22 protein-coding genes are annotated in these 23780 nt (G+C 58.1%); 6 read left to right on the forward strand and 16 right to left on the reverse strand.

Going from position 1 to position 23780, the window contains the following annotated elements; genetic code table 11:
- The first annotated feature begins 50 nt into the window (after positions 1–50).
- The 3 genes from WA928_RS02950 (at position 51) to WA928_RS02960 (ending at position 2724) form a co-directional block, all read left to right on the forward strand.
- A complete protein-coding gene (locus WA928_RS02950) occupies positions 51–1100 on the forward strand; it encodes an aminoglycoside phosphotransferase family protein (protein ID WP_424299282.1) in 1050 nt (349 codons plus the stop codon).
- Positions 1100–1807 (forward strand): N-acetylmuramate alpha-1-phosphate uridylyltransferase MurU, encoded by a 708-nt coding sequence (gene murU, locus WA928_RS02955; RefSeq protein ID WP_424299285.1) that lies wholly within the window; start codon positions 1100–1102, stop codon positions 1805–1807. The genes WA928_RS02950 and murU overlap by 1 nt, the downstream gene beginning before the upstream one ends.
- A gap of 197 nt (positions 1808–2004) precedes the next feature.
- A complete protein-coding gene (locus tag WA928_RS02960) occupies positions 2005–2724 on the forward strand; it encodes a hypothetical protein (RefSeq protein WP_424299288.1) in 720 nt (239 codons plus the stop codon).
- Between the two features lies 1 nt (position 2725).
- Here WA928_RS02960 and glnQ read toward each other — a convergent pair whose 3' ends face one another.
- From glnQ to panB, 9 genes are all read right to left on the reverse strand, one after another.
- Positions 2726–3454 (reverse strand): glutamine ABC transporter ATP-binding protein GlnQ, encoded by a 729-nt coding sequence (gene glnQ / locus WA928_RS02965; RefSeq protein ID WP_424299291.1) that lies wholly within the window; start codon positions 3452–3454, stop codon positions 2726–2728.
- Positions 3451–4017, reverse strand: a complete 567-nt coding sequence (locus WA928_RS02970; RefSeq protein WP_424299615.1) for an ABC transporter permease subunit — start codon at positions 4015–4017, stop codon at positions 3451–3453. The genes glnQ and WA928_RS02970 overlap by 4 nt, the downstream gene beginning before the upstream one ends.
- Before the next feature lie 293 nt (positions 4018–4310).
- Positions 4311–5057, reverse strand: a complete 747-nt coding sequence (glnH, locus tag WA928_RS02975; RefSeq protein WP_424299294.1) for a glutamine ABC transporter substrate-binding protein GlnH — start codon at positions 5055–5057, stop codon at positions 4311–4313.
- Positions 5058–5229: 172 nt separating this feature from the next.
- Positions 5230–6015: a MetQ/NlpA family ABC transporter substrate-binding protein gene (locus WA928_RS02980; RefSeq protein WP_424299297.1), complete on the reverse strand. Its 786-nt coding sequence runs from the start codon at positions 6013–6015 to the stop codon at positions 5230–5232.
- Positions 6016–6092: 77 nt separating this feature from the next.
- On the reverse strand, positions 6093–6749 hold the full coding sequence (locus tag WA928_RS02985; protein ID WP_424299300.1) for a methionine ABC transporter permease: 657 nt from the start codon (positions 6747–6749) through the stop codon (positions 6093–6095).
- The gene (locus WA928_RS02990; RefSeq protein WP_424299618.1) at positions 6746–7759 is read right to left on the reverse strand and encodes a methionine ABC transporter ATP-binding protein; all 1014 of its coding nucleotides are present in this window, start codon (positions 7757–7759) and stop codon (positions 6746–6748) included. Before WA928_RS02990 ends, WA928_RS02985 begins: the two co-directional genes overlap by 4 nt.
- A 129-nt stretch (positions 7760–7888) precedes the next feature.
- Positions 7889–9397 (reverse strand): DNA recombination protein RmuC, encoded by a 1509-nt coding sequence (gene rmuC / locus WA928_RS02995; RefSeq protein ID WP_424299303.1) that lies wholly within the window; start codon positions 9395–9397, stop codon positions 7889–7891.
- Between the two features lie 49 nt (positions 9398–9446).
- Entirely contained in the window at positions 9447–10403 is a 957-nt protein-coding gene (locus tag WA928_RS03000) for a LysR family transcriptional regulator (RefSeq protein ID WP_424299306.1), read from the reverse strand.
- 68 nt (positions 10404–10471) lie between these two features.
- Positions 10472–11299 carry a 3-methyl-2-oxobutanoate hydroxymethyltransferase gene (panB, locus tag WA928_RS03005; RefSeq protein WP_424299309.1) on the reverse strand — a complete coding sequence of 276 codons (828 nt, stop codon included), beginning with the start codon at positions 11297–11299 and terminating at the stop codon, positions 10472–10474.
- A 35-nt stretch (positions 11300–11334) separates the two neighbouring features.
- Between panB and WA928_RS03010 the strand changes: the two genes are divergently transcribed.
- The gene (locus tag WA928_RS03010; RefSeq protein WP_424299312.1) at positions 11335–12177 is read left to right on the forward strand and encodes an aldo/keto reductase; all 843 of its coding nucleotides are present in this window, start codon (positions 11335–11337) and stop codon (positions 12175–12177) included.
- A gap of 89 nt (positions 12178–12266) precedes the next feature.
- On the opposite strand, the gene acnA is transcribed toward WA928_RS03010, so the two are convergent.
- Positions 12267–14942: an aconitate hydratase AcnA gene (gene acnA / locus WA928_RS03015; RefSeq protein ID WP_424299315.1), complete on the reverse strand. Its 2676-nt coding sequence runs from the start codon at positions 14940–14942 to the stop codon at positions 12267–12269.
- 291 nt (positions 14943–15233) lie between these two features.
- Between acnA and WA928_RS03020 the strand changes: the two genes are divergently transcribed.
- Positions 15234–15857, forward strand: a complete 624-nt coding sequence (locus tag WA928_RS03020) for an FmdE family protein (protein ID WP_424299318.1) — start codon at positions 15234–15236, stop codon at positions 15855–15857.
- Positions 15858–15864: 7 nt separating this feature from the next.
- Here the strand turns inward: WA928_RS03020 and WA928_RS03025 are convergent, their stop codons facing one another.
- The gene (locus WA928_RS03025) at positions 15865–17391 is read right to left on the reverse strand and encodes a diguanylate cyclase domain-containing protein (RefSeq protein WP_424299321.1); all 1527 of its coding nucleotides are present in this window, start codon (positions 17389–17391) and stop codon (positions 15865–15867) included.
- A gap of 299 nt (positions 17392–17690) precedes the next feature.
- Here WA928_RS03025 and WA928_RS03030 point away from each other — a divergent pair, with 299 nt between their 5' ends.
- Positions 17691–19064, forward strand: a complete 1374-nt coding sequence (locus WA928_RS03030) for a nucleobase:cation symporter-2 family protein (protein WP_424299324.1) — start codon at positions 17691–17693, stop codon at positions 19062–19064.
- A gap of 33 nt (positions 19065–19097) precedes the next feature.
- Here the strand turns inward: WA928_RS03030 and maiA are convergent, their stop codons facing one another.
- The 5 genes from maiA to WA928_RS03055 are packed head-to-tail and all read right to left on the reverse strand — an operon-like array spanning position 19098 to position 23702.
- Positions 19098–19742 carry a maleylacetoacetate isomerase gene (gene maiA, locus WA928_RS03035; RefSeq protein ID WP_424299327.1) on the reverse strand — a complete coding sequence of 215 codons (645 nt, stop codon included), beginning with the start codon at positions 19740–19742 and terminating at the stop codon, positions 19098–19100.
- A 5-nt stretch (positions 19743–19747) separates the two neighbouring features.
- A complete protein-coding gene (locus tag WA928_RS03040) occupies positions 19748–20770 on the reverse strand; it encodes a fumarylacetoacetate hydrolase family protein (protein ID WP_424299330.1) in 1023 nt (340 codons plus the stop codon).
- Positions 20771–20824: 54 nt separating this feature from the next.
- Positions 20825–21805, reverse strand: coding sequence for a TRAP transporter substrate-binding protein (locus tag WA928_RS03045; protein ID WP_424299333.1), 981 nt, complete (start codon positions 21803–21805; stop codon positions 20825–20827).
- 47 nt (positions 21806–21852) lie between these two features.
- Complete coding sequence (locus WA928_RS03050; protein WP_424299336.1) at positions 21853–23130, reverse strand: TRAP transporter large permease; 1278 nt, start codon at positions 23128–23130, stop codon at positions 21853–21855.
- Positions 23127–23702: a TRAP transporter small permease gene (locus tag WA928_RS03055; protein WP_424299339.1), complete on the reverse strand. Its 576-nt coding sequence runs from the start codon at positions 23700–23702 to the stop codon at positions 23127–23129. The genes WA928_RS03050 and WA928_RS03055 overlap by 4 nt, the downstream gene beginning before the upstream one ends.
- Positions 23703–23780: the final 78 nt, after the last annotated feature.

Raw genomic sequence — 23780 nt, forward strand, 5'->3', positions numbered from 1 at the left:
AAGCTCAGCCACTCGCGTGCGGGCAGCCCGTTTTACAACCGCTACTTCCCATGACACACACCACATCTGCCGACCCTCGCCTGGCCGCCCTGCAGCACTGGCTCGATACGCTTGCCACCCCTTTCGGCTTACATCCCAATACGCTCACCCCTGTCTCTGGCGATGCAAGCTTTCGCCGCTATTTCCGGGTGCAATCCGATACCGGTCCGCGGATTGTCATGGACGCCCCTCCACCGCAAGAAGACTGCACGCCTTTTATCGATATTGCCCAACGCCTCACCCGCGGGGGCCTGCAGGTGCCGGAGATCTTTGCCCAAGAGCTTTCCCTGGGTTTTTTGCTGATCAGCGATCTCGGCAGCCAAACCTTCTACGAAACCATCCAAAACGGCGCCACACAAGACGACACCACCTGGCAGCAACACATGCGCGGTGCACTGCAAGCGCTGGTAAAGATGCAAAAATGCCCGGCCGGTGGCTTACCCGCATACGATGCCGCCCGTCTGGTGCAAGAGCTTCAGCTGTTTCCGCAATGGTATCTGCAGGTTCATCATCAACACACGCCAAATGACGCCACGCTCAATGCCCTGGCACAGATCTTCGAGTTGCTGGCCCAACAAGCCGCCGCCCAGCCGCAGGTGTTTGTGCACCGCGACTATCATTCTCCCAATCTGATGCTGGGAGCCGGTGCCCCCGACTACATCCCGGGCATCATCGATTTTCAGGATGCGGTGTGCGGCCCCATCAGCTATGACATCGCTTCTTTGGTGATGGATGCCCGCACCACCTGGGACGAGCCCACGCAACTTGACTGGGCGATCCGCTACTGGGAATACGCCCGAGACGCCCGGCTGCCTGTCCCAGCCGATTTTGCACAGTTTCACATGCACTACGAGTGGATGAGCCTGCAACGCAATTTGCGGATTCTTGGCGTCTTTGCCCGCCTGTCCCATCGCGACGGCAAGCACCATTACCTTGATCACATCCCCCGAGTCCTGGCTTACGTACAGCAAGTGGCCGGCCGCTACCAACCGTTTCGCCCACTACTGCGCTTGCTGGATCAGCTGGACGACCAGCCACGCCAAGATGGGTATTCGTTCTGATGCGGGCCATGATTCTGGCCGCCGGCCGGGGCCAGCGCATGCGTCCCCTCACCGACAATTGCCCAAAGCCGCTGTTGGTGGTGGGTGGCCAAGCCCTGATTGTCTGGCACCTGCAAAGGCTGGCCAAGGCAGGCATCCACGAAGTACTGATCAATCACGCCTGGCTGGGCCAGCAAATCGAAGCAGCCTTGGGCGACGGACAAGCCTGGGGGGTGCGATTGCACTATTCAGCCGAAACCACCGCTCTGGAAACCGCAGGCGGCATTGCCCGCGCCCTGCCTTTTTTTCAGGATCAACCCTTTTTGGTGATTAATGGTGACATCTGGTGCGACTGGAATCCTGCCCAGGCACTGCGATGGGCAGACCACTGGACAGCGCAAACCTTGGCGCAGTTGCTACTGGTAGACAACCCTGCACACCACCCCGAGGGCGATTTCGGCCTGCTGCCAGATGGCAGCCTGGTGGCGGATCCCTCCCCGGGTACCGGGCTTACCTACGCCGGCATTGGCCTGTATCACCCCCGGCTGTTTGCTCATACGTCTGCACACCAGCCCGCCCCGCTGGCCCCCTTGCTGCGCAACGCCATGCAGCACCACACCGTGCGGGGCCTGTATTACGCAGGGCGCTGGGTGGATGTCGGCACACCAGCGCGACTTGCCGAGCTTGATGCCGCACTGCAAGACAAAACCGGCCGGGCAGGCTGCTAAACTGATGCTTTGCCGGGCACGACGCACGGCAATTTATCGTCTAACCAGTTCTGGCATTTCGCAACCGTCTGTAGATTCGCCCAGGATCCGCAAGGCAATCCGTTTATGCTAACGGTCTTTCGCGCTCCCTTTTGCCCCGTCGGCCTGTTACCGGGGGCAGGCCTGCACTCAGCCTTGCCGCTTCAGGAATTCCACTTATGTCTCTTGGCTCCAGCCGCCCCACATTCAAACCTACTCCTTATGGCTACACCCGGCGCCGTCGAGGTATCCCGCGCTGGCTGGTGCTATTGATTGCAGGTATTGCCGTCGGGGCTGGCGGCGTTCTATTTTTGCAACGCAGCTATGGGCCACAACGGCTGACAGTCGAGCAATCCGAGCAACTCCGGATGGACCTGAACACATCCAACCTCGAAAACCAGCGCTTATCAGCCGAAGCAAAATCGTTACGGCAAGCAATTGGCCAGGCAAAATCCAGCCAGCAAGACGCCACCCAGCAGGCCCAGCAATTGCGCAAGCAAACTGCCGATATGGCCGCGGGTGTCTCTACCCTGATTGCTGCCATCCCACCAGACCCTCGAGGCACTTCTCCAGGTATCCGCAGTGCCGATATGGTGGTGCGCGAGGGCAGCCTGCATTATCAGGTTCTACTGATCCAGGATTTGCCTGAGGGTGAGTCTCAGGTGGGCCAACTGCGCGGCGAAGTAAAACTGGTGGGCGTAGGCACCTACCCTAACGGTAAAACCGTGTATGTCGACCTGAACACCCAGCCGCTGGACATGGGCCGCTACATCGTCATTGAAGGCGACACAGAGCTTCCCAAAGCCTACCGGCTGCGTCAGGTGACGGTGCAGATCACGGCGGAGGGCTCGGACAAGGTGATTGCCACCCGAACCATCCGCGCAACCACAGCCAGATAAATCAGCTGACGTGCTGCAGGAAATCCCGCAACCGCTGGGTGGGGGGATTCTCCAGCAGCGCTTCTGGCGTGCCGTCTTCGACAATTTTTCCCTGATCCATAAAGATCAGACGGCTGCCCACCTTGCGGGCAAATTCCATCTCGTGAGTAACCACGATCATGGTCATGCCTTCTTCAGCCACCGCCTGCATCACCCCCAGAACCTCGTGGCGAAGCTCGGGATCCAGGGCTGAAGTAGGCTCGTCAAATAGCATCAACAGTGGCTTGATGGCCAGGGCCCGGGCAATAGCCACCCGCTGCTGCTGACCACCAGAGAGCTGCCCCGGGTAATGATCGGCACGCTCGGCCAAGCCTACTTTTTGCAGAAGCTCTTGAGCCTGCTGCCGGGCCTGTGCCTTGGGCAGGCCGCGCGTGTGCTGCGGGCCAAACATGACGTTTTCAAGGGCTGTCAGTTGTGGAAACAAGTTGAACTGCTGAAACACCATCCCCGCTTCGCGCCGAAGTTCGCGCACTTCGGAGGCCTTGCCCAGCACACTGAGCCCGTTGACGATAATGTCACCACCCTGAATGGTTTCGAGCACATTGATGCAGCGCAAGAAGGTGGATTTTCCGGAACCCGAGGGCCCCACAACCACCACCACCTCGCCGGGTTCGATGGTGAGATCGATGCCATTGAGCACAACGTTGTCACCAAAGCTCTTGGTAACGTTTTTGAATTCGACGATGCTCATATGATGCGGGTCCTGTGTTCAATAAACTTGAGCACCACAGCGATAAAGCCTGTCATGATGAGATAGATGACGGCCACCGCACCCCAGATTTCGACGGCACGGAAATTGCCGGCGATGATTTCCTGGCCCCGCCGGGTAAGCTCTGCCACCCCGATGACGATGAACAAAGAAGAATCTTTAAGGCTGATGATGCACTGATTGCCCATGGTGGGAATCATGCGCCGCAGCGCCACTGGCCCGATGATGTGGGCCAGAATCTTGTAAAACGGCAAGCCCATGGCCTGGCCGGCCTCTTGCAGCCCCTTGGGCACAGACAGCAGGCCGCCACGGACGATTTCGGCAATATAAGCCCCGGCATTGATCATGAGGGTGAAGGTGGCGGCAGTAAATCCGTCGATGCGAATATTGACCAGCAGCGGCAAGGCAAAGTAGATGAACATCACCTGTACCACAATTGGCGTGCCCCGCATCACCAGAATGTAAATCTGGGAGATCACCGACAACGCCACCGGCACCCAGACCAGGCCGCGCCACAGCACCAGAAGGATAACCACAGCACGCAGGCTCCACCAGACACTATCGGGCACTTCGGCCAGTGGCCCCGCAGCCAGCCAGGACAGCAGACGCCACAGCGCCACCAGAACCACCAGCGTGACAGCACCCCAGCCCAGGGTACGGCGGGTAATCGGCACCGGAACATAGGTAACTACTACCCCGGCCAGGCCACCGATGATGGAGCCGCCTACCAGCCCCAGCAGGGTGATCTGGATAGTCATCCAGGCCCCTGCCATGAGATCAGGCCAGGCGGCCCAGATTGCAGACCATTCGAAAGTCACGATAATGTCCTGCGCCTGGATTATTCAGGCATCTTGCCAAACCATTTTTCGTAGAGCTTGTTATAGGTACCGTCGGCCTTGATTTCAGCCAATGCTTTGTTGACCACCGGAACCAACTTGCTGCCCTTGGGGAAGGCAATCCCGTAGTAATCGCCGCTCTTGAGCGAACCGACAACCTTGACCTTGCCCTGGCCAGCCGTCTTGGCGTAATACTGGACGTTGGGGGTATCGTGCACAACCGCATCTACCCGGCCGGTGGCGAGTTCGAGGAACGCGTTATCGATATTGGGGAACAGCTTGAGCTTGGCCGATGGCACGTTGGCTTTCATGTAATCAACGGTTGCCGTACCAATCTTGACTGCCACCATTTTGTTTTCGAGGTCTTTGGCAGTTTTAATGTTGCTGTCTTTGGACACCAGGATGGCCAGACCAGACTCGTAGTAGGGATCAGAGAAGTCGATCACTTTGGCGCGATCAGGACGAATCGTGATGCCGGCCAGGGCCGCATCAATGTTATGTGTTTGCAAGCCGGGAATAATCCCGTTGAAGTCCATCGGCTGCAGGCGGTACTTGAGATTTGCCTGCTTGGCAATGGCTTCCCAGAGCTGAATATCAAAGCCAGTGTATTTGCCGTCTTGCTTGAATTCGAAGGGCACAAAGGCGGTGTCCGTGGCAACCACAAGCTCTTTGTCGGCGGCTTGTGCGGTTGGAAGGGCCAGGGTAAAGGCCAGGCCCAACAGGGCTGCTTTGAGGGTTTTTGGCAACATATGAAGTCTCCTTGTGGGATGTTTTTGCGTCGGCCTGCAGGCCGTGCCCAGCGCTTATGTTAACTGAAAGGCCCGGGTGCTCCGCCGAAAAATCAGCAAAACACCCGGGCCTTTTGGCAATTTCTGGGGAAATCCCCTAGCACCGAAAAGGGTTTTACCCCGCAGGGCCAAATCAGAATGCCGGTACGATGGCACCCTTATATTGCTTCAGAATAAAGTCGCGCACCTTGTCAGACTGCAGGGCAGCAACCAGCTTCTTGATGGCGGGGTCGTCTTTGCGATCGGCACGGGTGACCACCAGGTTGGCATAGGGCGAGTTCTTGTCCTCGATGAACAGCGCATCCTTGATCGGATTCAGGCCAGCTTCCAGCGCGTAGTTGGTATTGATCAGCGCCAGATCCACATCGGGCAAGATACGCGGCAAAGTGGCTGCCTCAAGCTCGCGAAATTCCAGATGCTTGGGGTTCTCGGACACATCACGTGCAGTGGCCAAAATATTGCTGGGGTCTTTCAGCTTGATCAGCCCCTGCTTTTGCAGCAACAGCAAGGCGCGGGCGCCATTGGAAGGATCGTTGGGAATAGCCACCAAAGAGCCGTCTTTCAGATCCTTGATGTCTTTGATTTTTTGCGAATACGCGCCAAAGGGCTCGACGTGTACCGCACCCACCGACACCAGCTTGGTGTCGTGCTCTTTGTTAAAAGAATCCAGATAGGGCTGATGCTGGAAAAAATTGGCATCGATCTGCTTGTCGGCTACTTGCAGGTTGGGCTGCACATAGTCCGTAAACACCTTGATATCCAGATCCACCCCTTCTTTTGCCAGATCGGGCTTCACAAGCTCCAGCAGCTCGGCATGAGGAACGGGAGTGGCCGCCACCGAGAGCGTCTCGGCATGAGTGGGCAAAGCAAACGCCAATGGCAACACTAGTACCAGCGCGGGTACAAATTTCTTCAACATAAAAGCCTCCTGAAACACCAATAAGGATTACCGGCCGCGCAGACACGAGACGGCACGGCATACTACCCGCCGGACGATTACTTCCGGTTTAACCGGGCAACCCAGCGGTCGCCCAGCACTTGAAACACTTGCACCATGATCACCAATATGACGACGGTGACAGCCATGACATCGGCCTGGTAGCGTTGATAGCCATAGCGCACAGCAAGGTCACCCAGGCCGCCGCCGCCAATCACACCTGACATTGCCGAGTACCCCACCAGGGTGATGGCGGTGACGACAATCGCCGCGAGAATCCCGGTGGTGGCTTCGGGCAACAGCGCCCACAAGACGGTTTGCCGCGAACTGGCCCCCATCGAACGGCAGGCTTCGCTCACCCCTGGATCCAGCTCTCGCAATACGTTTTCAACCAGACGGGCAAAAAACGGTGCAGCACTGGCCACCAGAGGTGGAATGGATCCCTGCACCCCAAGAGCCGTCCCCACCAGCAGGCGCGACATGGGAATCATGACAATCAGGAGAATCAGAAACGGCACCGAGCGCAGCACATTGACGATAAACGCGGTGGTTTGATAAAGGCCCCGATGCTGCATGACTTGACCAGGGCTGGTGAGAAACAGCAGCACCCCCACTGGCAAACCGATCAGCACTGTAAACAGTAAAGAAAACCCTGTCATCAGCAGAGTATCGATGGTGGCCTCAGTAATCAGCCACCAATCCACGTTGGCCATCATGTGCGCAGTACCTCGTAGTTCACACCGGCCCGGTCCAGCGCGCCGCCAAGTGCATCCAGATCTTCTGCGGCCCCTTGCGCAGCCACCACCAATTGGCCATAGGGAGTCTCTTTGATGCGGCCGACAGAGCCCTGCAAAATACTGAGATCCAGGCGCAGATCCCGGCTGAGCTGGCTGAGCAGCGGCGTGCCCGTGGCATCGCCCCGAAAGCTGAGACGCAGCAAGCGCCCTGAGATTCCTTGCGCCATGGCGCGCCAACCCTCACCACCATCCAGCCCGCTTTCCGAGAGCAGTGCCCGGGTGGCATCGTGTTGTGGATGCAAAAAGACCTCAAGCACCTGGCCGGATTCGACAATACGACCCGCCTCGATGACAGCCACCCGATCACATACGGCCCGGATGACATCCATGCTGTGTGTAATCAGGACAATCGTCAGCCCCAGGCGCTGGTTGATATCACCCAACAAGCGCAAAATGGATTGGGTGGTTTCGGGATCCAGCGCAGATGTAGCCTCATCACACAACAGCAGCCGCGGTCGGCTGGCCAATGCCCGCGCAATTCCTACGCGCTGCTGCTGGCCACCCGACAACTGCCCCGGATACTTGTGCTCATGATCCGACAGGCCCACCAGATTAAGCACCTCGCGCGCCCGAGCCTCGCGCGCAGCACGGGACAAACCAGCCAGGCGCAGCGGAAAACACACGTTTTGCAGCACCGTGCGCGAACGCAGCAAATTGAAGTGCTGAAACACCATGCCCACGCTGTGGCGGTACTCGCGCAGTTGCGCGTCCGAAAACTGGGTGATGTCGTGTCCATCCACCCGTACCGCGCCCTCTGTGGGGCGTTCGAGCAAATTCAAAAGCCGGATCAGGGTGCTCTTGCCCGCACCTGAACGGCCAATAATGCCAAAGACCTCGCCTTCGCGGATATTGAGACTGACATCAGCCAGTGCGTGCACCACGCGACCGGCTGAATCAAACGTCTTACGGATATTCTCGAGATCAATCAAGATAAAGGGCCATTCAATAATCAAGGTTCTGGATCGGCAGAACCGTCAGGTCGAGAATTTAACATGCGGTTTCACAGGGTTAGCTGCCAAACTTATAACGATAAGTGATAAGCAACACCTGTGCCGGGATTATTCGTGCGACCGGGTTTGCGGTAGCAGCGTATCTGGGGGCGTACCAGTGCCTGCATCCGAGGCATCCGGCAATACAGCCTCGAGGCGCTGAACCTCGATATCGGCATGCATGGGGTCGAGTGCCGGCAATTGCTTGTTGGCCTTGGAGGAAAGCTCGGCAAAGCGGTTTACCTTGCCATACAGACCCTGCTGGCCTGCCACAGCAGTAACAGCACTGTTGTAATGCGTGCTGACGGTATTTAGCGTGTTGCCGAGTTTCTGCAGACGCTCTGCCACCACGGCCACCTGATTGTACAAGCTGCCTGCCATGTCGCTGAGCGCCCGTGTTTGCTCATTGGCCCGGGCCACCATCCACAGGTTGGCAACGGTTCTGAGAATGGGCATCAACGTGGTGTGAGACACCAGGATCACATTACGCCCATAACCGTAGTCAAAGAGATCACGATTATGTTTCATCGCTTCGATGTAGGCGGGTTCGATCGGCATGAACATCAACACAAAACTGGGGCTTTTCATGCCCACCAGATTGCTGTAATCCTTGTATGCGAGATCGTCGATGTGATGCCTGACCGCCTGCACGTGCGCCGACAAGGCCGTTTCCCGCTCGGCATCGGTTTCTGCCGCAATGGCACGATCGTAATCCACCAGAGACACTTTGCTGTCGATGACCAGATGCTTGTCATCAGGCAGCTTGATGATGAAGTCAGGCTGGCGCCGATGCCCAGATTCGTCCTGAAAACTGGCCTGGGCCTGATAGTGATCGCCCTGCACCAGACCGGCCAGTTGCAGGCTGCGCTCGAGCTGGATCTCACCCCAGTTGCCAGTGGTTTTTTTTTCGCCCTTTAGCGCGGTGGCCAACGTATGGGCTTCGGCACTCATTTTCAGGCCGATATCCAGCACGCGCCGGATCTCGGCCCCCAACTGGGTTTGCCCGCGCAGCGACGCATCGTGAACTTCATTGACGCGCTTCTGGAAGCCTTCGATTTGCTCGCGAAACGGGCGCAGCAAGCCATCCAGGGAGGCCTGGCTGGTCTGTGCAAATGTCTTGCCTTTTTCTTCGAGCACCTGATTGGCAAGATTCTGGAATTCGGTGCGCAAGCTGGCTCTGGACTGTTCGAAACTGAGTTTCAGTTCTTCGATGAGGGCCAGTTTCTCGTGGTGCACCGCCTGCAGCCGGGTGAGTTCGAGGTCTTGCTCTTGTGCCCTGGCCTGCCATTGGCCGGCGGCCTCGCGCGCTGCAGCCAAATCCGCTTGATTCTGGCTGATCTGGCCAGTCTGGGCATCCAGCGTGGCTTGCAAGCGTACCTGCTCGTGGTGGGCCGACTGCGCCTGCTGGGACAATGCCACCAAACGCCGGCGCAACAGCCACCAGACAGACAAGCCGCCCGCCAGAAAGGCCAAAATCAACGCCAACACCACGTCTAAAGAAAACGACATCACAATACGACCCTGCGTCTGTCCAAGCAAACTGACATCATCGCACAGGCGGCCACGCAAAGGGGCCACCTGCCCTCATGCGCCATCCCGGAAGCGCATTCAACCGACTGGCGTGGTTTCACGCATCCGACCGTGCCTCGGAGCGCATGCCATTGACTTCCACATCAACAAACTGAGCAACTGTATTGCGAACGTGCTGGTGCAAGCTGCGGATCAGGCGCTGGGCGCCGTCGGAGACTTCGTGTGAACGTTGCGAGACCGCTCCGATACGATAATGGACATCGGCACGCACAGGGCGCAGCACCAGGCCGTCAAGCAGGCTGGCCTGCACGGAGAAGGGATCAATCAGGGCTACACCTAGCCCGGCACGCACCATTGCCAGTGCCGTTTGCTGGCTGCCCACCTCGATGTGTCGACGGGTACTAGCTGCTGTGGCCTGAACCAGGCGGTTGGTGAGGTGGTAGCGCATCCGATAGCGGCCCAGCAAGGTGATCACATCAGTGTCGGTGAGATCATCCAGATGCAGCACGTCGGTTGAGCTAGCCAGTGGATGGCGCGCAGGCAGCGCCAGTTGGCAAGGCGCCTGGCCACACCAATGCACCCGCAAGCCTTCGGTATCAATAGGCAGATTGATCAGCGCAAAATCAGCGCGACTGTTGAAGATGTCTTGCGGGGTGATTTCGTGGACAGCTTCTTCGACAACCATGGCCTGGTGAAAAACCGGATGCATTTGGTCGATAAAGGCCAATGCCAATGGCAGAATGCTGCGTGCGAGGTCGGAGGTAACCAAAATACGCAGGGGCCTCTGCTGGCCATTGCGCATCCCCAGCACACGGCCTTCAAGCTGCTTGAGATCCGCCAAAATACCGCGGGTTTGCTGGTAGAACTCGGCGCCGGATTCGGTAAGCGTAATGTTGGGCCGCGTACGTTCGAAGAGCACAAACCCGAGTTCGGCTTCGAGATCACTGATCTGGCGGCTGACAACCGGTTGAGAGCGCCCCAGCAGACGGCCTGCCGCTGTGACGCTACCTGTACTGACAACCGCATTCAGCGCCTCAAGTTGACGGATTTCCATATCATTGCGACGCGCATAAGCTCGGATCGAGGTGATCCGATTAAATTGAAACCATTGGTTTCATGATCTTAGCCTTTTCGCCGCACCCCAAAGCAATGATCAAGCGTCGGAAACGTTTCCTGCCGAACAGATTGCGCATAATCGTGTGCTGCCTGACGAATGACCTGGGCGGCATCGCCAAATTTTTGGGCAAATTTGGGGATGTATTCACCACTGAGGCCCAGAATGTCTTCGGTAACCAGTATCTGCCCATCACAGGCTGGCGAGGCGCCAATGCCGATGGTGGGAATCTTAAGCGCTGCAGTAATCTCACGGGCCAGAGGCTCGCTGATGCCCTCGAGCACCACCCCAAAGGCACCAGCCTGTGCGTGGGCCTGGGCATCTGCAAGAATGCGCTGCGCTGCGGCAACATCCATCCCCTGCGCCTTGAAGCCACCCATGGTGTTCACATACTGGGGCATCAATCCCACATGTGCCAGCACGGGGATCCCCCGCTCGACCAGAAATTTTGTGGTGTCTGCAAGCACCCGCCCGCCTTCAAGCTTGACCCCCGACACCCCGCTGGCGGCCATCATGGAAGCCGCCTGGGCAAAAGCCTGCTGTGGGGATTGCTGATAACTGCCAAAGGGCATATCCACAATCACGCAGACTTTCTCGGTGGCGCGCACCACGGCAGCCGCGTGCGCGGCCAGAGTATCGGCAGTGATAGACAGCGTATCGGGTAAGGCGTACCCCACCATTGCGGTGGAGTCACCCACCAGAATCATGTCGACGGCCTCATCCAGCAAGCGTGCGATAGGCGCGATGTATGCCGTAAGCGCGGCAATTTTGCGTGAACCTTTGTAAGCCATCAACTGAGGCACCGTGACGCGTTGCCCCCTACTATGTACACTCATTGATCTACTCCGGATAATGATTCATGGAGACTACCATGGCAAGCAATCAGCCGTACCTGACCTTTCACGATGGACGCCGCATCCCGCAATTGGGTCTGGGCACCTGGAAACTCACGGGAGAAGCCACTGTTCCCGCCATCAAGGCAGCAGTCGAAACAGGCTATCGTGCCATCGATACTGCCTATATCTACGGCAACGAGACCGAGGTGGGCCAAGGCATCATCCAGTGTGGGGTGCCCCGTGAAGAACTGTTTATCACCACCAAGCTCTGGAACAATCGCCACCATCGCGAAGACGCCAAGCAGGCACTGCAAGAAAGCCTCGATCGACTGCAGCTGGATTACGTCGATCTGTTTATGATCCACTGGCCGGTTCCCCAAGAAAACCACTACCTTGACGCCTGGGAAGCCTTGATCCAGCTGCGCGACGATGGGCGGGCCAAATCCATCGGTGTGTGCAATTTTCAGCTGGAACACCTGCAACAGCTGCTGGACAAAACAGGCGTGCTGCCTGTCGTTAACCAGATCGAGCTGCACCCCTACCTGCAACAGACAGCGCTTTGCGCTTATCACGACGATCACAGCATCCTCACCCAAGCCTGGAGCCCGCTGGGGCAAGGCCAGATACTGCAAGACCCAGTGATCCTTGAGATTGCCCATCAGACTCAGGTGTCGCCCGCACAAGTGGTCTTGCGTTGGCATATGCAAAAGGGGCATATTGCGATCCCCAAATCGGCACACCCTGAACGCATCCGCGAAAACTTCAACATTTGGACTCTGCTTCTGGACGACGCCGCCATGCAGCGCATTGCTGGCCTGGATAGTGAAACCGGCCGGATCGGCCCCGATCCCGATCGCTTTCATGTGATAAAAGGCTAAAAAAAACAGGCAACAGGCCTTGCGGTCTGTTGCCCTGTGCCAGCAACAGCAAACAGAGGCTATCCCCTGCTTGCCCTGCCGGTACCTGCTTAATGCAGCAACTGCCGGATGGCGTACTGCAAGATCCCACCGTGGCGGTAGTAGGCAGCTTCGCTGGGCGTATCGATACGCACCAGTGCGTCGAATTCGACGTCACCCGCTTTAACACGCACGGTCTTGGGCGCCTTGCCGTCGTTGAAAGCCTCGACACCTGTGATCTCAAAGGTTTCTTTGCCCCGCAGGCCCAGCGTATCGGCGTTTTGGCCCTCCGGAAACTGCAGCGGCAACACACCCATGCCGATCAGGTTTGAGCGATGGATGCGCTCGTAGGATTCGGCAATGACCGCACGAACACCCAGCAGAACGGTTCCTTTAGCAGCCCAGTCTCGGGAAGAGCCCGAGCCATACTCTTTGCCCGCCAGGATCACCAGCGGGATACCCGCCTTTTGATAGTTTTGCGAGGCGTCAAAGATCGTAGCCACCGGTGCGCCATCCTGGGTGAAGTCGCGTGTCCAGCCACCCTCTGTGTCGGGAGCAATCTGGTTGCGCAGCCGCACGTTGGCAAACGTGCCACGGATCATCACCTCGTGGTTACCCCGGCGAGAGCCGTAGGAGTTGAAATCCTTGGGTGCGACCCCTTTGGCTTGCAAGTATTTGGCCGCCGGAGAATCTTTGGCGATGGAGCCTGCCGGGCTGATGTGATCGGTGGTGACGGAATCGCCCAACTTGGCCAGCACCCGTGCACCCCGGATATCTTGAACGGGATCCGGGGCCTGCTGCATACCCTCGAAGTAAGGTGGGTTGCGCACATAGGTGGATTGATCATCCCAACCATACAGCCCACCCTCGGGCGTAGGCAGATTGCGCCAGGCATCGTTGCCCGCGAACACATCCGAGTAACCCTTTTTGTACATGTCGGCGGTGATGGACGACTGGATGACTTCCTGGATTTCCTGGCTGGTTGGCCAGAGATCCCGCAAGAACACATCTTTGCCGTCGGTATCCTTGCCCAGCGGGGTTTTATAGAGATCGAAATCCATCGACCCCGCCAAGGCGTAAGCCACCACCAGAGGAGGCGACATCAGGTAGTTCATCTTCACTTCAGAGTGAATCCGGCCCTCGAAGTTGCGGTTGCCCGACAAAACCGACGTGACGGCGAGATCGTTGGCCTGCACGGCTTCGGAGACCTCGGGGATGAGCGGGCCGGAGTTACCGATACAAGTGGTGCACCCGTAACCCACCAGATTGAAGCCCAGCTGCTCGAGGTAAGGCGTCAGGCCGGATTTTTCGAAGTAATCGGTGACCACACGGGATCCGGGAGCCAGGGATGTCTTGACCCACGGTTTGCGCTTGAGGCCACGCTCGACGGCCTTTTTGGCCAATAGACCTGCTGCCATCATGACAGCCGGATTGGACGTGTTGGTGCAGGAGGTAATGGCGGCAATGGCCACTGCGCCGTGATCGATCTGGAAATCGACGCCGTCGCCCATATGCACGCTGGCCGGATTGGACTTGGGCGAACCGGGCAAGGCGGCCAGGGATTTTTGGAACGAAGGCTTGGATTCGGTCAGCAGGATTCGATCCTGGGGACGCTTGGGGCCGGCAATGGATGGCACCACAGTAGCCAGATCAAGCTCGAGTTGCTCGGAATACACGGGCTCGTGGTTGGGGTCGTGCCAGAGGCCCTGGGCTTTGGCATAGGCCTCGACCAAAGCCACCTGCTCGTCCGAGCGACCAGTGAAGCGCATGTAATTGAGAGTTTCATCATCAATCGGGAAGATCGAGATGGTGGAGCCGTATTCGGGGCTCATGTTGCCGATGGTGGCACGATTGGCCAGCGGTACTGCGGCTACACCCGGGCCAAAGAACTCGACAAACTTGCCCACCACACCGTGCTTGCGCAGCATATCGGTGATCGTGAGAACGAGGTCGGTGGCCGTGGTGCCTTCGGGCAGCGCGCCCGACAGCTTGAAACCCACCACACGGGGAATCAGCATGGAAATCGGTTGGCCCAGCATAGCGGCTTCGGCCTCGATGCCGCCAACCCCCCAGGCAACCACGCCCAGGCCATTGACCATCGGCGTGTGCGAATCGGTACCCACACAGGTATCCGGATAGGCTTCGGTACCGCCATCCGCCTGACGAGTAAACACGCCACGGGCCAGGTGCTCGAGGTTGACCTGGTGCACGATACCGGTGCTGGGAGGCACCACGCGGAAGCCGTCGAAGGCGGTTTGCCCCCAGCGCAGGAACTTGTAGCGCTCGACGTTGCGCTGGTATTCGATCTCGACGTTGCGGCGATAGGAATCATTGTGTCCGAAATCATCCACAATGACGGAGTGGTCGATGACCAGCTCTACCGGTGCCAAGGGGTTGATGCGCTCGGGATCACCCCCCAAGGCCTGCATGGCTTCGCGCATCGCGGCCAAATCCACCACAGCGGGCACGCCGGTGAAATCTTGCAGGATGACGCGGGCAGGCGTAAAGGAGATTTCACGGTTGGGTTGTGCGCTGGGATCCCAGGACGCCAACGCGCGGATATCGTCGGCAGTGACATCACCACCGTCTTCAGTACGCAAAAGATTTTCGAGCAGGATTTTCAGGCCATAGGGCAGGCGTGAAGGGTCGAGCCCGTGGTCTTTCAGGGCCCCAAGCCGGTAGATATGATAGGGCTTACCCCCCACATCCAGGGTAGAGCGTGCGCCAAAACTATTTGGGTGAGCCATTGCAAGTCCTCCGATCAAACACACTGTAGCCAACCTGCACTGCGAGAGCGCGGCTGGCCCGATAAAAACCATCTTACACGTATCGGTACAGGCCCTCCATCCCTGCCCCGCCAACAACAGGGCTATAGGAAGGTGGCAAGTAACCACCGCACCCACGACACAATTGTCCGCAAAAATTGATTCTTATCAAGAATACCCACCGGACAAACCCGACACACGACAGGGTCAAGCAGCCATTGCGCCCCGGGGGATCCTTACACTGGAATCTTGCGAATTTTCGGAGTCCACGCCATGGCGTTTCCCGCATTCTTTCATGAAGCCCCCCGGATTGTCCTGCACGATCCACTCGCCCAAATGTTGGGGGCGTCGGATGATGGGCAAATCGAATACGGCTACGAAGACGCCGTGCGGCTGGCCGGTCACTCCTGCCCTACCGTGGCCGGCGCCTGGCTGATGACGGTCAAAGCCCTGCAAGCCCTTTATCCGGATTCACTGCCCCAGCGCGGCGATATTCTTGTCGAGTTTGCCGACGCAGCCACCAATGGGGTTACGGGCGTCATTGCCAATGTGGTGTGCCTGATTACCGGCGCAACCACAGATACCGGCTTCAAAGGGTTGGCCGGCCAGCACGACCGCCGCTATCTGCTGAAATTCGACCAATCCATGGCGGGCGAGATCCGCTTTACCCGCCGCGACACCGGCACCAGCGTCGAAGTTTCATACAGCGCCCAAGGGGTGCCGGGCTCGCCGGCCGCCATGCCCTTGCTGCAACGGATACTGTCCGGACAAGCCAATGCTGCCCAGCAGCAAGAATTCGGCGCACTCTGGCAAGACCGCGTACGCCGAATTCTTGAGGCGCACGATCAGCCCGGCCTGATCTCGCTGAGCTGGGTAAAGTCAGCCGCCCATGCCTGATTGACTCTCAGGCGCCCTCTGCTGCTTCGCGCGGCAGATCGGCGGCCGCCGCCTCATCCTGCCGGCGGCCGTGCTGCTGGTAATACGCCAGCTTGTCGGCATACATGGCCGCATCGGCCTGCTTCATGGCGGCTTCCAGCCGACTGGGATCGCGGCACACTGCCATCCCAACCGACACAGTGAGGGGCGCCCCACTGTAATACTGATTGTTCAGCTCGATCAGCGAACGGATATTATCCAGAACCGCTTGCGCAGCGGGTTCTTCCATGCTGGGCAGTACCACCATGAATTCGTCACCACCAATGCGGGCCGCATGCCCGGGACGATCCACCACCTTGTTAAGCACTTCGCCCATCCTGCGCAGGAGGTCGTCGCCCGCACTGTGGCCAGACTCGTCGTTGGTACGCTTGAGGTTGTTGAGATCCAGCGCAATCATGGCCACCGGCGCCGTGTGTTTGCGGGCCAGGCGGCTTAGTTCATCCACGAAATAAGAGCGGTTTTTCAGCTGTGTCAGCACATCGTGCTGGCCCAGGTACTCGAGGTAGGCTTCGGCCTTTTTGCGTGCCGTGATATCGGTAAGAGACACCAGCACCTTCGACCAGGACTTCTCGCACCCCTGAAAAACCGACAATTGCAGATGGATGTACATGACATCCCCCTGCACCGTGCGGTTTTGCACCTCGCGCTGATGAAACAGCCGGCCATCCCAGAGGTCGAGCAGCTGTTCGGCAAAGGAGACATGCGCTTCGTCGCTGAAAATGTCGTTTAACCGCGACAGGAGCTCGGCATGTGACGAAGCCTTATACATCTTGAGCGTGTAATCGTTGACGTCCAGTACCCGGATCTCCTGCATGCAGCGGTAGACAAACTCGGGATGCACATCCAGGAAAGTACGAAAATCGGTAACCCCAATTTTGCGCAGATCGGCAAACAAACATCGGATGGCGCTGAAATCCTCAACCCACAAAGAGACGGGAGCCTGCTGAAAAAACTCACGGGCGTCACGGGCGCTGCTTTCTGCCTGGCGTTTCAGGTTCTGCAGCTCGGTGACATCTTCCATGGTAACCAGCACGCGGTCCCAGGGACGAACGGCATCGGCCAGCACCACCCCTTTGAGCGAAAGATCCAGCCGTTGCCCACCCAGGGTGTAATTAACCGTGAGACCGTGAAACTGGTTCTCACCTTGCCATAGCTGATCAAGCTCTTCGAGGTAACCGTCCAGCATGTCATCGCGCAGCACATCAGACAGGCGCGCCATCAGGATCTCTTGCGACTCGGCTTGATAGAGCTTGAGCGTCTGCTGATTGACGTGCAGCACACGCATCAGCCCCGCACACTCGGTCAGATTGGCACGATCGTGCAGCAACCAGGCCCGCAGATCACTGACGCCGGCAGCACGCAATTGCTGAAACTTATCGTACAGCGCGCTGTAGTCCTCGAGCCAAAAAGCCATGGGCGAGGCCTGAAACAAGTCTGGCAGGTGGATGCCAGCTTCGTTGCCAGGTTGTGCATCAGGAGTCTCCTGAGTATTCATGCCTGAAATCCCAAACCAAAAGGTGTCAGTTTGCCACCGAATACACGGTTGACACACACGCGGGCAGCTCATCGTGAAATTTAGTGCTAATACTAATGGACTTTTATCAATATAAAAACATAAGGATAGACAATATGCCTCAGGCAGTGCCCCCCTCGAGACATCCAGGTTCACAATGACACCCTGAGTCGGTTCGCCAACTTGCTCGCCTCGGGCACACCAGAGGCACCCAGCATGGGAGAGATGCCCGGTATTCATAGCCAATACCACCCCATGAGGACAACCAGACGGAGACTGCTTTGATCACCCCGACACCCCCCACAGCACAACGCCCGGAAGACGAACGCCTTAGCTTGTCTGCCAACGTGTTATATGGATTTCAACATGTCCTAACCATGTATGGCGGCATTATCGCCGTCCCTTTGATCGTGGGGCAGGCCGCGGGCCTGGGGTCCACTGAAATTGGTATCCTCATTGCCTCATGTTTATTTATGGGCGGGCTGGCCACACTGGTACAAACACTGGGCATCCCGTTTTTTGGCTGTCAGCTGCCCTTGGTGCAAGGGGTGTCATTTGCCAGCGTCGCCACTATCCTGGCCATTCTCAATTCAGGCGGCAGCTTGCCATCCGTGCTTGGCGCCGTCATGGCCGCCGCCTTGATGGGCCTTTTGATTACACCGGTTTTCTCCAGGATCATCCGCTTTTTCCCACCCCTGGTGACCGGCTCGGTCATCACCACAATCGGGCTCTCGCTGATGCCCGTGGCCGCCCATTGGTCGATGGGGGGCAACGCCAAGGCGGCCGACTTTGGCAGCATGGCCAATATCGGCCTGGCAGCCGTCACCCTAGTCATTGTGCTGTTGCTCAGCAAACTGGGTAATGCAACGGTCTCGCGCCTGTCGATCCTGCTGGCCATGGTATTGGGCACACTGATCGCCTGGGCGACGGGCATGACAGACTTTTCACAGGTTGCGTCGGGCGCCACGTTTGCACTGCCCAGCCTCTTTCACTTTGGCCTGCCAGAATTCCATCCTGCTGCCGTGCTGTCGATGTTTATCGTGATTTTGGTTGTGCTGGTAGAAACGTCGGCCGATATCCTGGCCGTAGGCGATATCATCAGAACTCCCATTAACGCCCGCCGACTGGGGGATGGCCTGCGGGCCGATATGGCCTCCAGCATCATTGCACCGGTATTTGGTTCGTTTACCCAAAGCGCCTTTGCCCAAAATGTGGGGCTAGTAGCGGTTACCGGCGTTAAAAGTCGCTTCGTGGTGGCTGCCAGCGGCGTCATTCTGCTGGTGCTTGGCCTGCTGCCCGTGATGGGCCGTGTGATTGCCACCGTGCCTCCGGCGGTGCTGGGCGGCGCCGGGCTAGTGCTGTTTGGCACCGTGGCGGCCAGCGGCATCCGCACCCTGGCCAAGGTTGATTACGAAGACAACATGAACCTGATCATCGTGGCCACTTCGGTTGGATTCGGGATGATCCCCATCGCCGCGCCCGAGTTCTATAGTCAGTTTCCGTCCTGGGTGGCCACCATTTTCCACTCGGGCATCAGCTCAGCTGCCATCATGGCCATTACCCTTAACTTGCTGTTTAACCACCTCAAGCGCGGCACCCCGCACAGGCCCTCAGTCTTTGCTGCCGGCACGGGGCTTGGTTCTCTAAAAAACTAGCGAATTATCCAAAGCACTGGCAATAAAGGCGGGTTACGCTGCATCAGGCTGCACTTCCGGATGAGCCGCCTGAAACGCTGGCAAAGTGTTGCAGTGCGCCGCAATCCGGGCAATGGTGGGATAAGCCTGCACATCAATGTCGTAGCGGCGCGCGTTATACACCTGAGGCACAAGGCAGCAATCAGCCAGGCCCGGCGCATCACCTTCACAAAACAGGCCCGTGTTCGATGCCAACAGCCTCGCCTCCAAGGCCTTGAAGCCGGTAGTTACCCAATGGCGATACCAATCGTCGCGCACAGGTTTCTCAAGCCCCATGTCATGTGCCAGCCAGCGCAAAACCCGCAGATTGTTAAGCGGATGAATATCACACGCCACCAGTTGGGCCAACGCGCGCACCCGCGCCCGCGCCATGGGATCGGAGGGCAACAGCCGCGGGCCATCGTAGACTTCGTCAAGGTACTCGATGATAGCCAAAGATTGCGTCAACAAGGTGCCGTCATCATCCAGCGTAGGCACCAGGCCCTCAGGGTTGATCTGGCGGTACACCGTACCGTGCTGTTCACCGCCATCTTTCAGCAGATGAACCGGTGCAATACGGTAATCCAGCCCTTTCAGGCCCAGTGCAATCCGCACACGATAGGCTGCCGAACTACGGAAATAAGAATACAGGGTACGCATGGGCATCAGTCCGGCAGACAGCGCAGCACGGTTTGTTCAATGCTGCCAAAAAGGTCATGACCCTCAGCGTCTTCCATGTGGATGCGCACGCGGTCACCAAAACGCATAAATCCTGTTTGTGGCGCACCCGTCTCGATGGTTTCATACATACGGACTTCGGCGATGCAGCAATATCCAACACCGCCGTGACGAATGCTGGATCCGTACAAGCCCCCCTGTTTATTGGACACCGTGCCCGAACCGATGATAGTGCCGGCCTCAAGCTCGCGGGTGCGGGCGGCATGAGCCACCAGTTGCGGAAAACTGAACGTCATGTCCTGGCCGGCATTGGGGCACCCAAAGGGCTCGTCATTCAGCGCGACAAGCAAAGGCAGATGCACCTTGCCATCAGCCCATGAAGTACCGAGCTCGTCGGGGGTAATCGCCACTGGAGAAAACGCGCTGGCCGGCTTGGATTGAAAAAAACCAAACCCCTTGGCCAACTCGCCCGGGATCAGCCCACGCAAAGACACATCGTTGACCAGCATCAGCAAGCGGATGGCACCCAGAGCCTGCGCCGGTGACGTCCCCATGGCCACATCACCGGTAATCACCGCGATCTCGGCTTCGAGGTCAATGCCCCAGGACTCATCATCGGCCACAATGGGATCCCGAGGACCGACAAACGAGTCTGACCCACCCTGATACATCAACGGATCGGAAAAGAATGACTCGGGAACCTGACTGTTTCTGGCCTTGCGCACCAGCTCGACATGGTTGAGGTAGGCCGACCCATCGGCCCACTGAAAGGCCCGTGGCAGGGGCGAATGACATGCCGCTGGGTCAAAAGGCATGGCCTCTTGTGCCAGTGTGCCGGCATTCAGCTGCCCATAGACATCCTGCAGGGCATGCTGGCAGACCTCCCAATGATCCAGCGCCACCTGCAGGGTAGACGCAATTTGCGGCACCGCAATACACAGGGACAGATCTTTGGACACAACAACCAGTTGACCATCTCGGGTCTGATTTTTCAGGGTGGCAAGTTTCATGAGTAACTCGTTATAAGACTTCTGCAAAGACGGGCCCCCGCGGGGCCCGCAACATCACTTCAGCTCGGCCTGAACCTGATCGAAGAGATCCTGGCCCACATCGGGGATGAACATTTTCCAGACCGGCTGGACACGCTCTTTCATGCGGGCGCGCTCGGCATCCGACACCTCGTTGACCTGCATGCCGTGCTCGATCATTTTTTTCTTGGCGGATTCGGATTGCGTACGAGCGACCTGGCGTTGATAGGTGCGGGCTTCCACGGCCGAGTCCTTGATGATCTTTTGCTGCTCGGGAGTGAGTTTGTCCCAAAAGGCTTTGGACGCCAGGGGGATAAACGCGCCATAGCTATGCCGCGTCACGGACAGGTATTTTTGCACTTCATCCAGCTTCAGCGCGGCAATCACTGCATTGGGCGTGCCCTGGCCATCGATGGTGTGGGTCTCAAGCGCGGTGTAGAGCTCTGGTACGGCCAGCGGCACCGGATTGGCTCCCAGGGCCTTGATGGTTTCTTGCGTGATACGTGCCTGGATGGAGCGGAATTTCAGGCCATTAAAATCTTCGACCTTGGTAATCGGATGTTTGCTGTTGGTGGCATTGAAGAAACCGTTTTCCCAATAAGCCAGGCCAATCAGGCCATGAGCAGGCAAGGTATCCAGCAGGCGTTGTCCCACCGGGCCGTCCAGCACTTTTTCGGCTTCAGCATCGCTGCTGAACAAAAAGGGGAAATCCAGAATCTCGTAGGCTTTCACCATGCCTGTCAGCGTGGTGGTTTGCGGCACGGTGAACTCAATCGTGCCACCTTGCAATGCAGAGGTCACCTTGACGTCATCGCCCAGCGCGCCGCTGTAGTACGGCTTGATCACGATATCGCCCTGGCTTTTGGCTTTAACCAGTTCGACGAATTTGGCCACACCCTGACCTTGATGTGATTTCTCGGGCAGGGTAACGGCAAACTTGGCCGTGACAGTGGCCCAAGCAGAGCCAGACAGCGCGGTGGCCAGCAGGCCCACCAACAGCGAGGTACGTAGTTTCATGGATGTCTCCTTGGGTAGAAATCGTGTGGCATCAGGCAGGGGCCTGTTTAACGCCACCATTGGGCCGGGGCTGTCACCAGCACCGGAAACAGGATCAGCAAGACCAGCAAGACCATCAGCGACAGCAGAAAAGGCAGGATGCCGCGAACGGCGTCGCCCATTGATACCTTGCCCACCGAGCTGATGACATTGAGCACCACACCCACAGGCGGGGTGATCATGCCGACCGAGCAATTCATGATGAAAATCACACCGAAATACACGGGGTCGATATCTGCTGCCAGCACAATCGGCATGAACACAGGTGTGAAAATCAGCACGATGGGGATGAAATCCAGCACCATCCCGGCAAAAAACACCACGACCATCATGGCGGCCATCAGAACCGTGGGATGATCTGACAGGCCCTGCAGCCAGTTGCCCACCTGCCCGGAAATATCCGTGATGGTGATCATGTAGGACGCCACCATGGCCAGTGCCGCCAACAGCAGCACCACCGATGTCGTGCGGGCGGTAGACAGCAGGCACTCGTAGATCTTGGCGCCGGTCAGCTCGCGATACACCACCAGGCCCACAAACAAGGCATAGGCGGCGGCCACCACAGCGGATTCGGTGGGGGTAAAGATGCCAAAGCGCAAGCCACCAATAATGATGACAGGCAGCATCAGGGCCCATCCCCCCTGGCCCAACAGAAGCAGACGACGCCCCCAGGGCACACGCGGCGACACGGCCACCTGCTGGCGACGGGCCACGATCCACCAGGCCACCACCAGCACCATCCCCATCATGACGCCAGGCACAATCCCGGCCAGAAACAGACGGGTAATGGACACATTGGCCACCACACCAAAAATCAGAAACCCAATGGATGGCGGGATGACTGGTGCAATGATGCCGCCAGCCGCCATCAGGCCGCAGGCCCGGGCCGGATCGTACCCGGCGGCCCGCATCATGGGCACCAGAATGGCCGCCAGGGCGGCAGTATCCGCCACGGCAGAACCGGAGAGGCTGGCAAGCAAGATGCCGGCAAAAATGGCCACGTAACCCAGGCCGCCGCGCAAATGCCCCACAAACGCACCTGCCATATCCACAATGCGCTTGGACAGGCCGCCTGCGTTCATGAACTCGCCCGCCAAAATAAAGAAGGGCACCGCCATCAGTACAAAGTTATCTGCCCCCGAAATCGCGTTCTGCACCACGGTCTGGGGATCAAACTGCCCAGTCAGAAGCATCAGGGCCACCCCGGCAAACATCAGGGCGAATGCGATCGGCAGGCCAAATGTGATCAGGCCCAGCAAGGTGGCCAGAAAGACAGCAGCAGTCATGAGCGATCCCCCGGACGGCCCGCACGAGTGCGCGTGGCCTGATCTTCTTCGATACGCTCGGCAAGGTCTTCAATGCGCCCGGCAAGGTCTTCGGTGAGGTCTTCGTCGGCCCCCGTGAGTGCCCGGCGGATGTTGTTGCACACCGGAAAAATCAGTGCAATCCCAAACACCAGGGCGACTCCGTACAGCCAGGCATAAGAGATCCCCATCACGGGATAGACATTGCCCAAGTTGATTTTGGTTTGCGCCCAGCCGCCCAGGATGAAGATGACGCACCCGGCCAATATCAACAGGCCGTTGGCCACCTGCAACACGCGCCGGGGGCCACGCGACAGATGCCGCAATACGGTATCGAAGCCAATATGGATGCGCTTGGCAGAAGCCAGCACGGCTCCCAGAAAAATCAGCCAGACAAACAAGAGCCGTGAGAGCTCTTCAGAAATGGCAATGCCCGAGTTGAATGCGTAGCGCAGCACAACATTGCCAAACACCAGCACACCCATAATGGCCAAACAGGCCACAATAAGAATCTCGAATCCGTGCGTGATGCGCTGGGCCAGTCGGTCAAACATAAGATGCTCCGCAAAGGCCTGCCTGAATAATGGCAACGGTATACATGGTTTGTCTCCTTGTTTTGTGCCATTAAAGAC

This window comes from Castellaniella sp. (assembly GCF_049651205.1).
GTDB lineage: Bacteria > Pseudomonadota > Gammaproteobacteria > Burkholderiales > Burkholderiaceae_B > Castellaniella.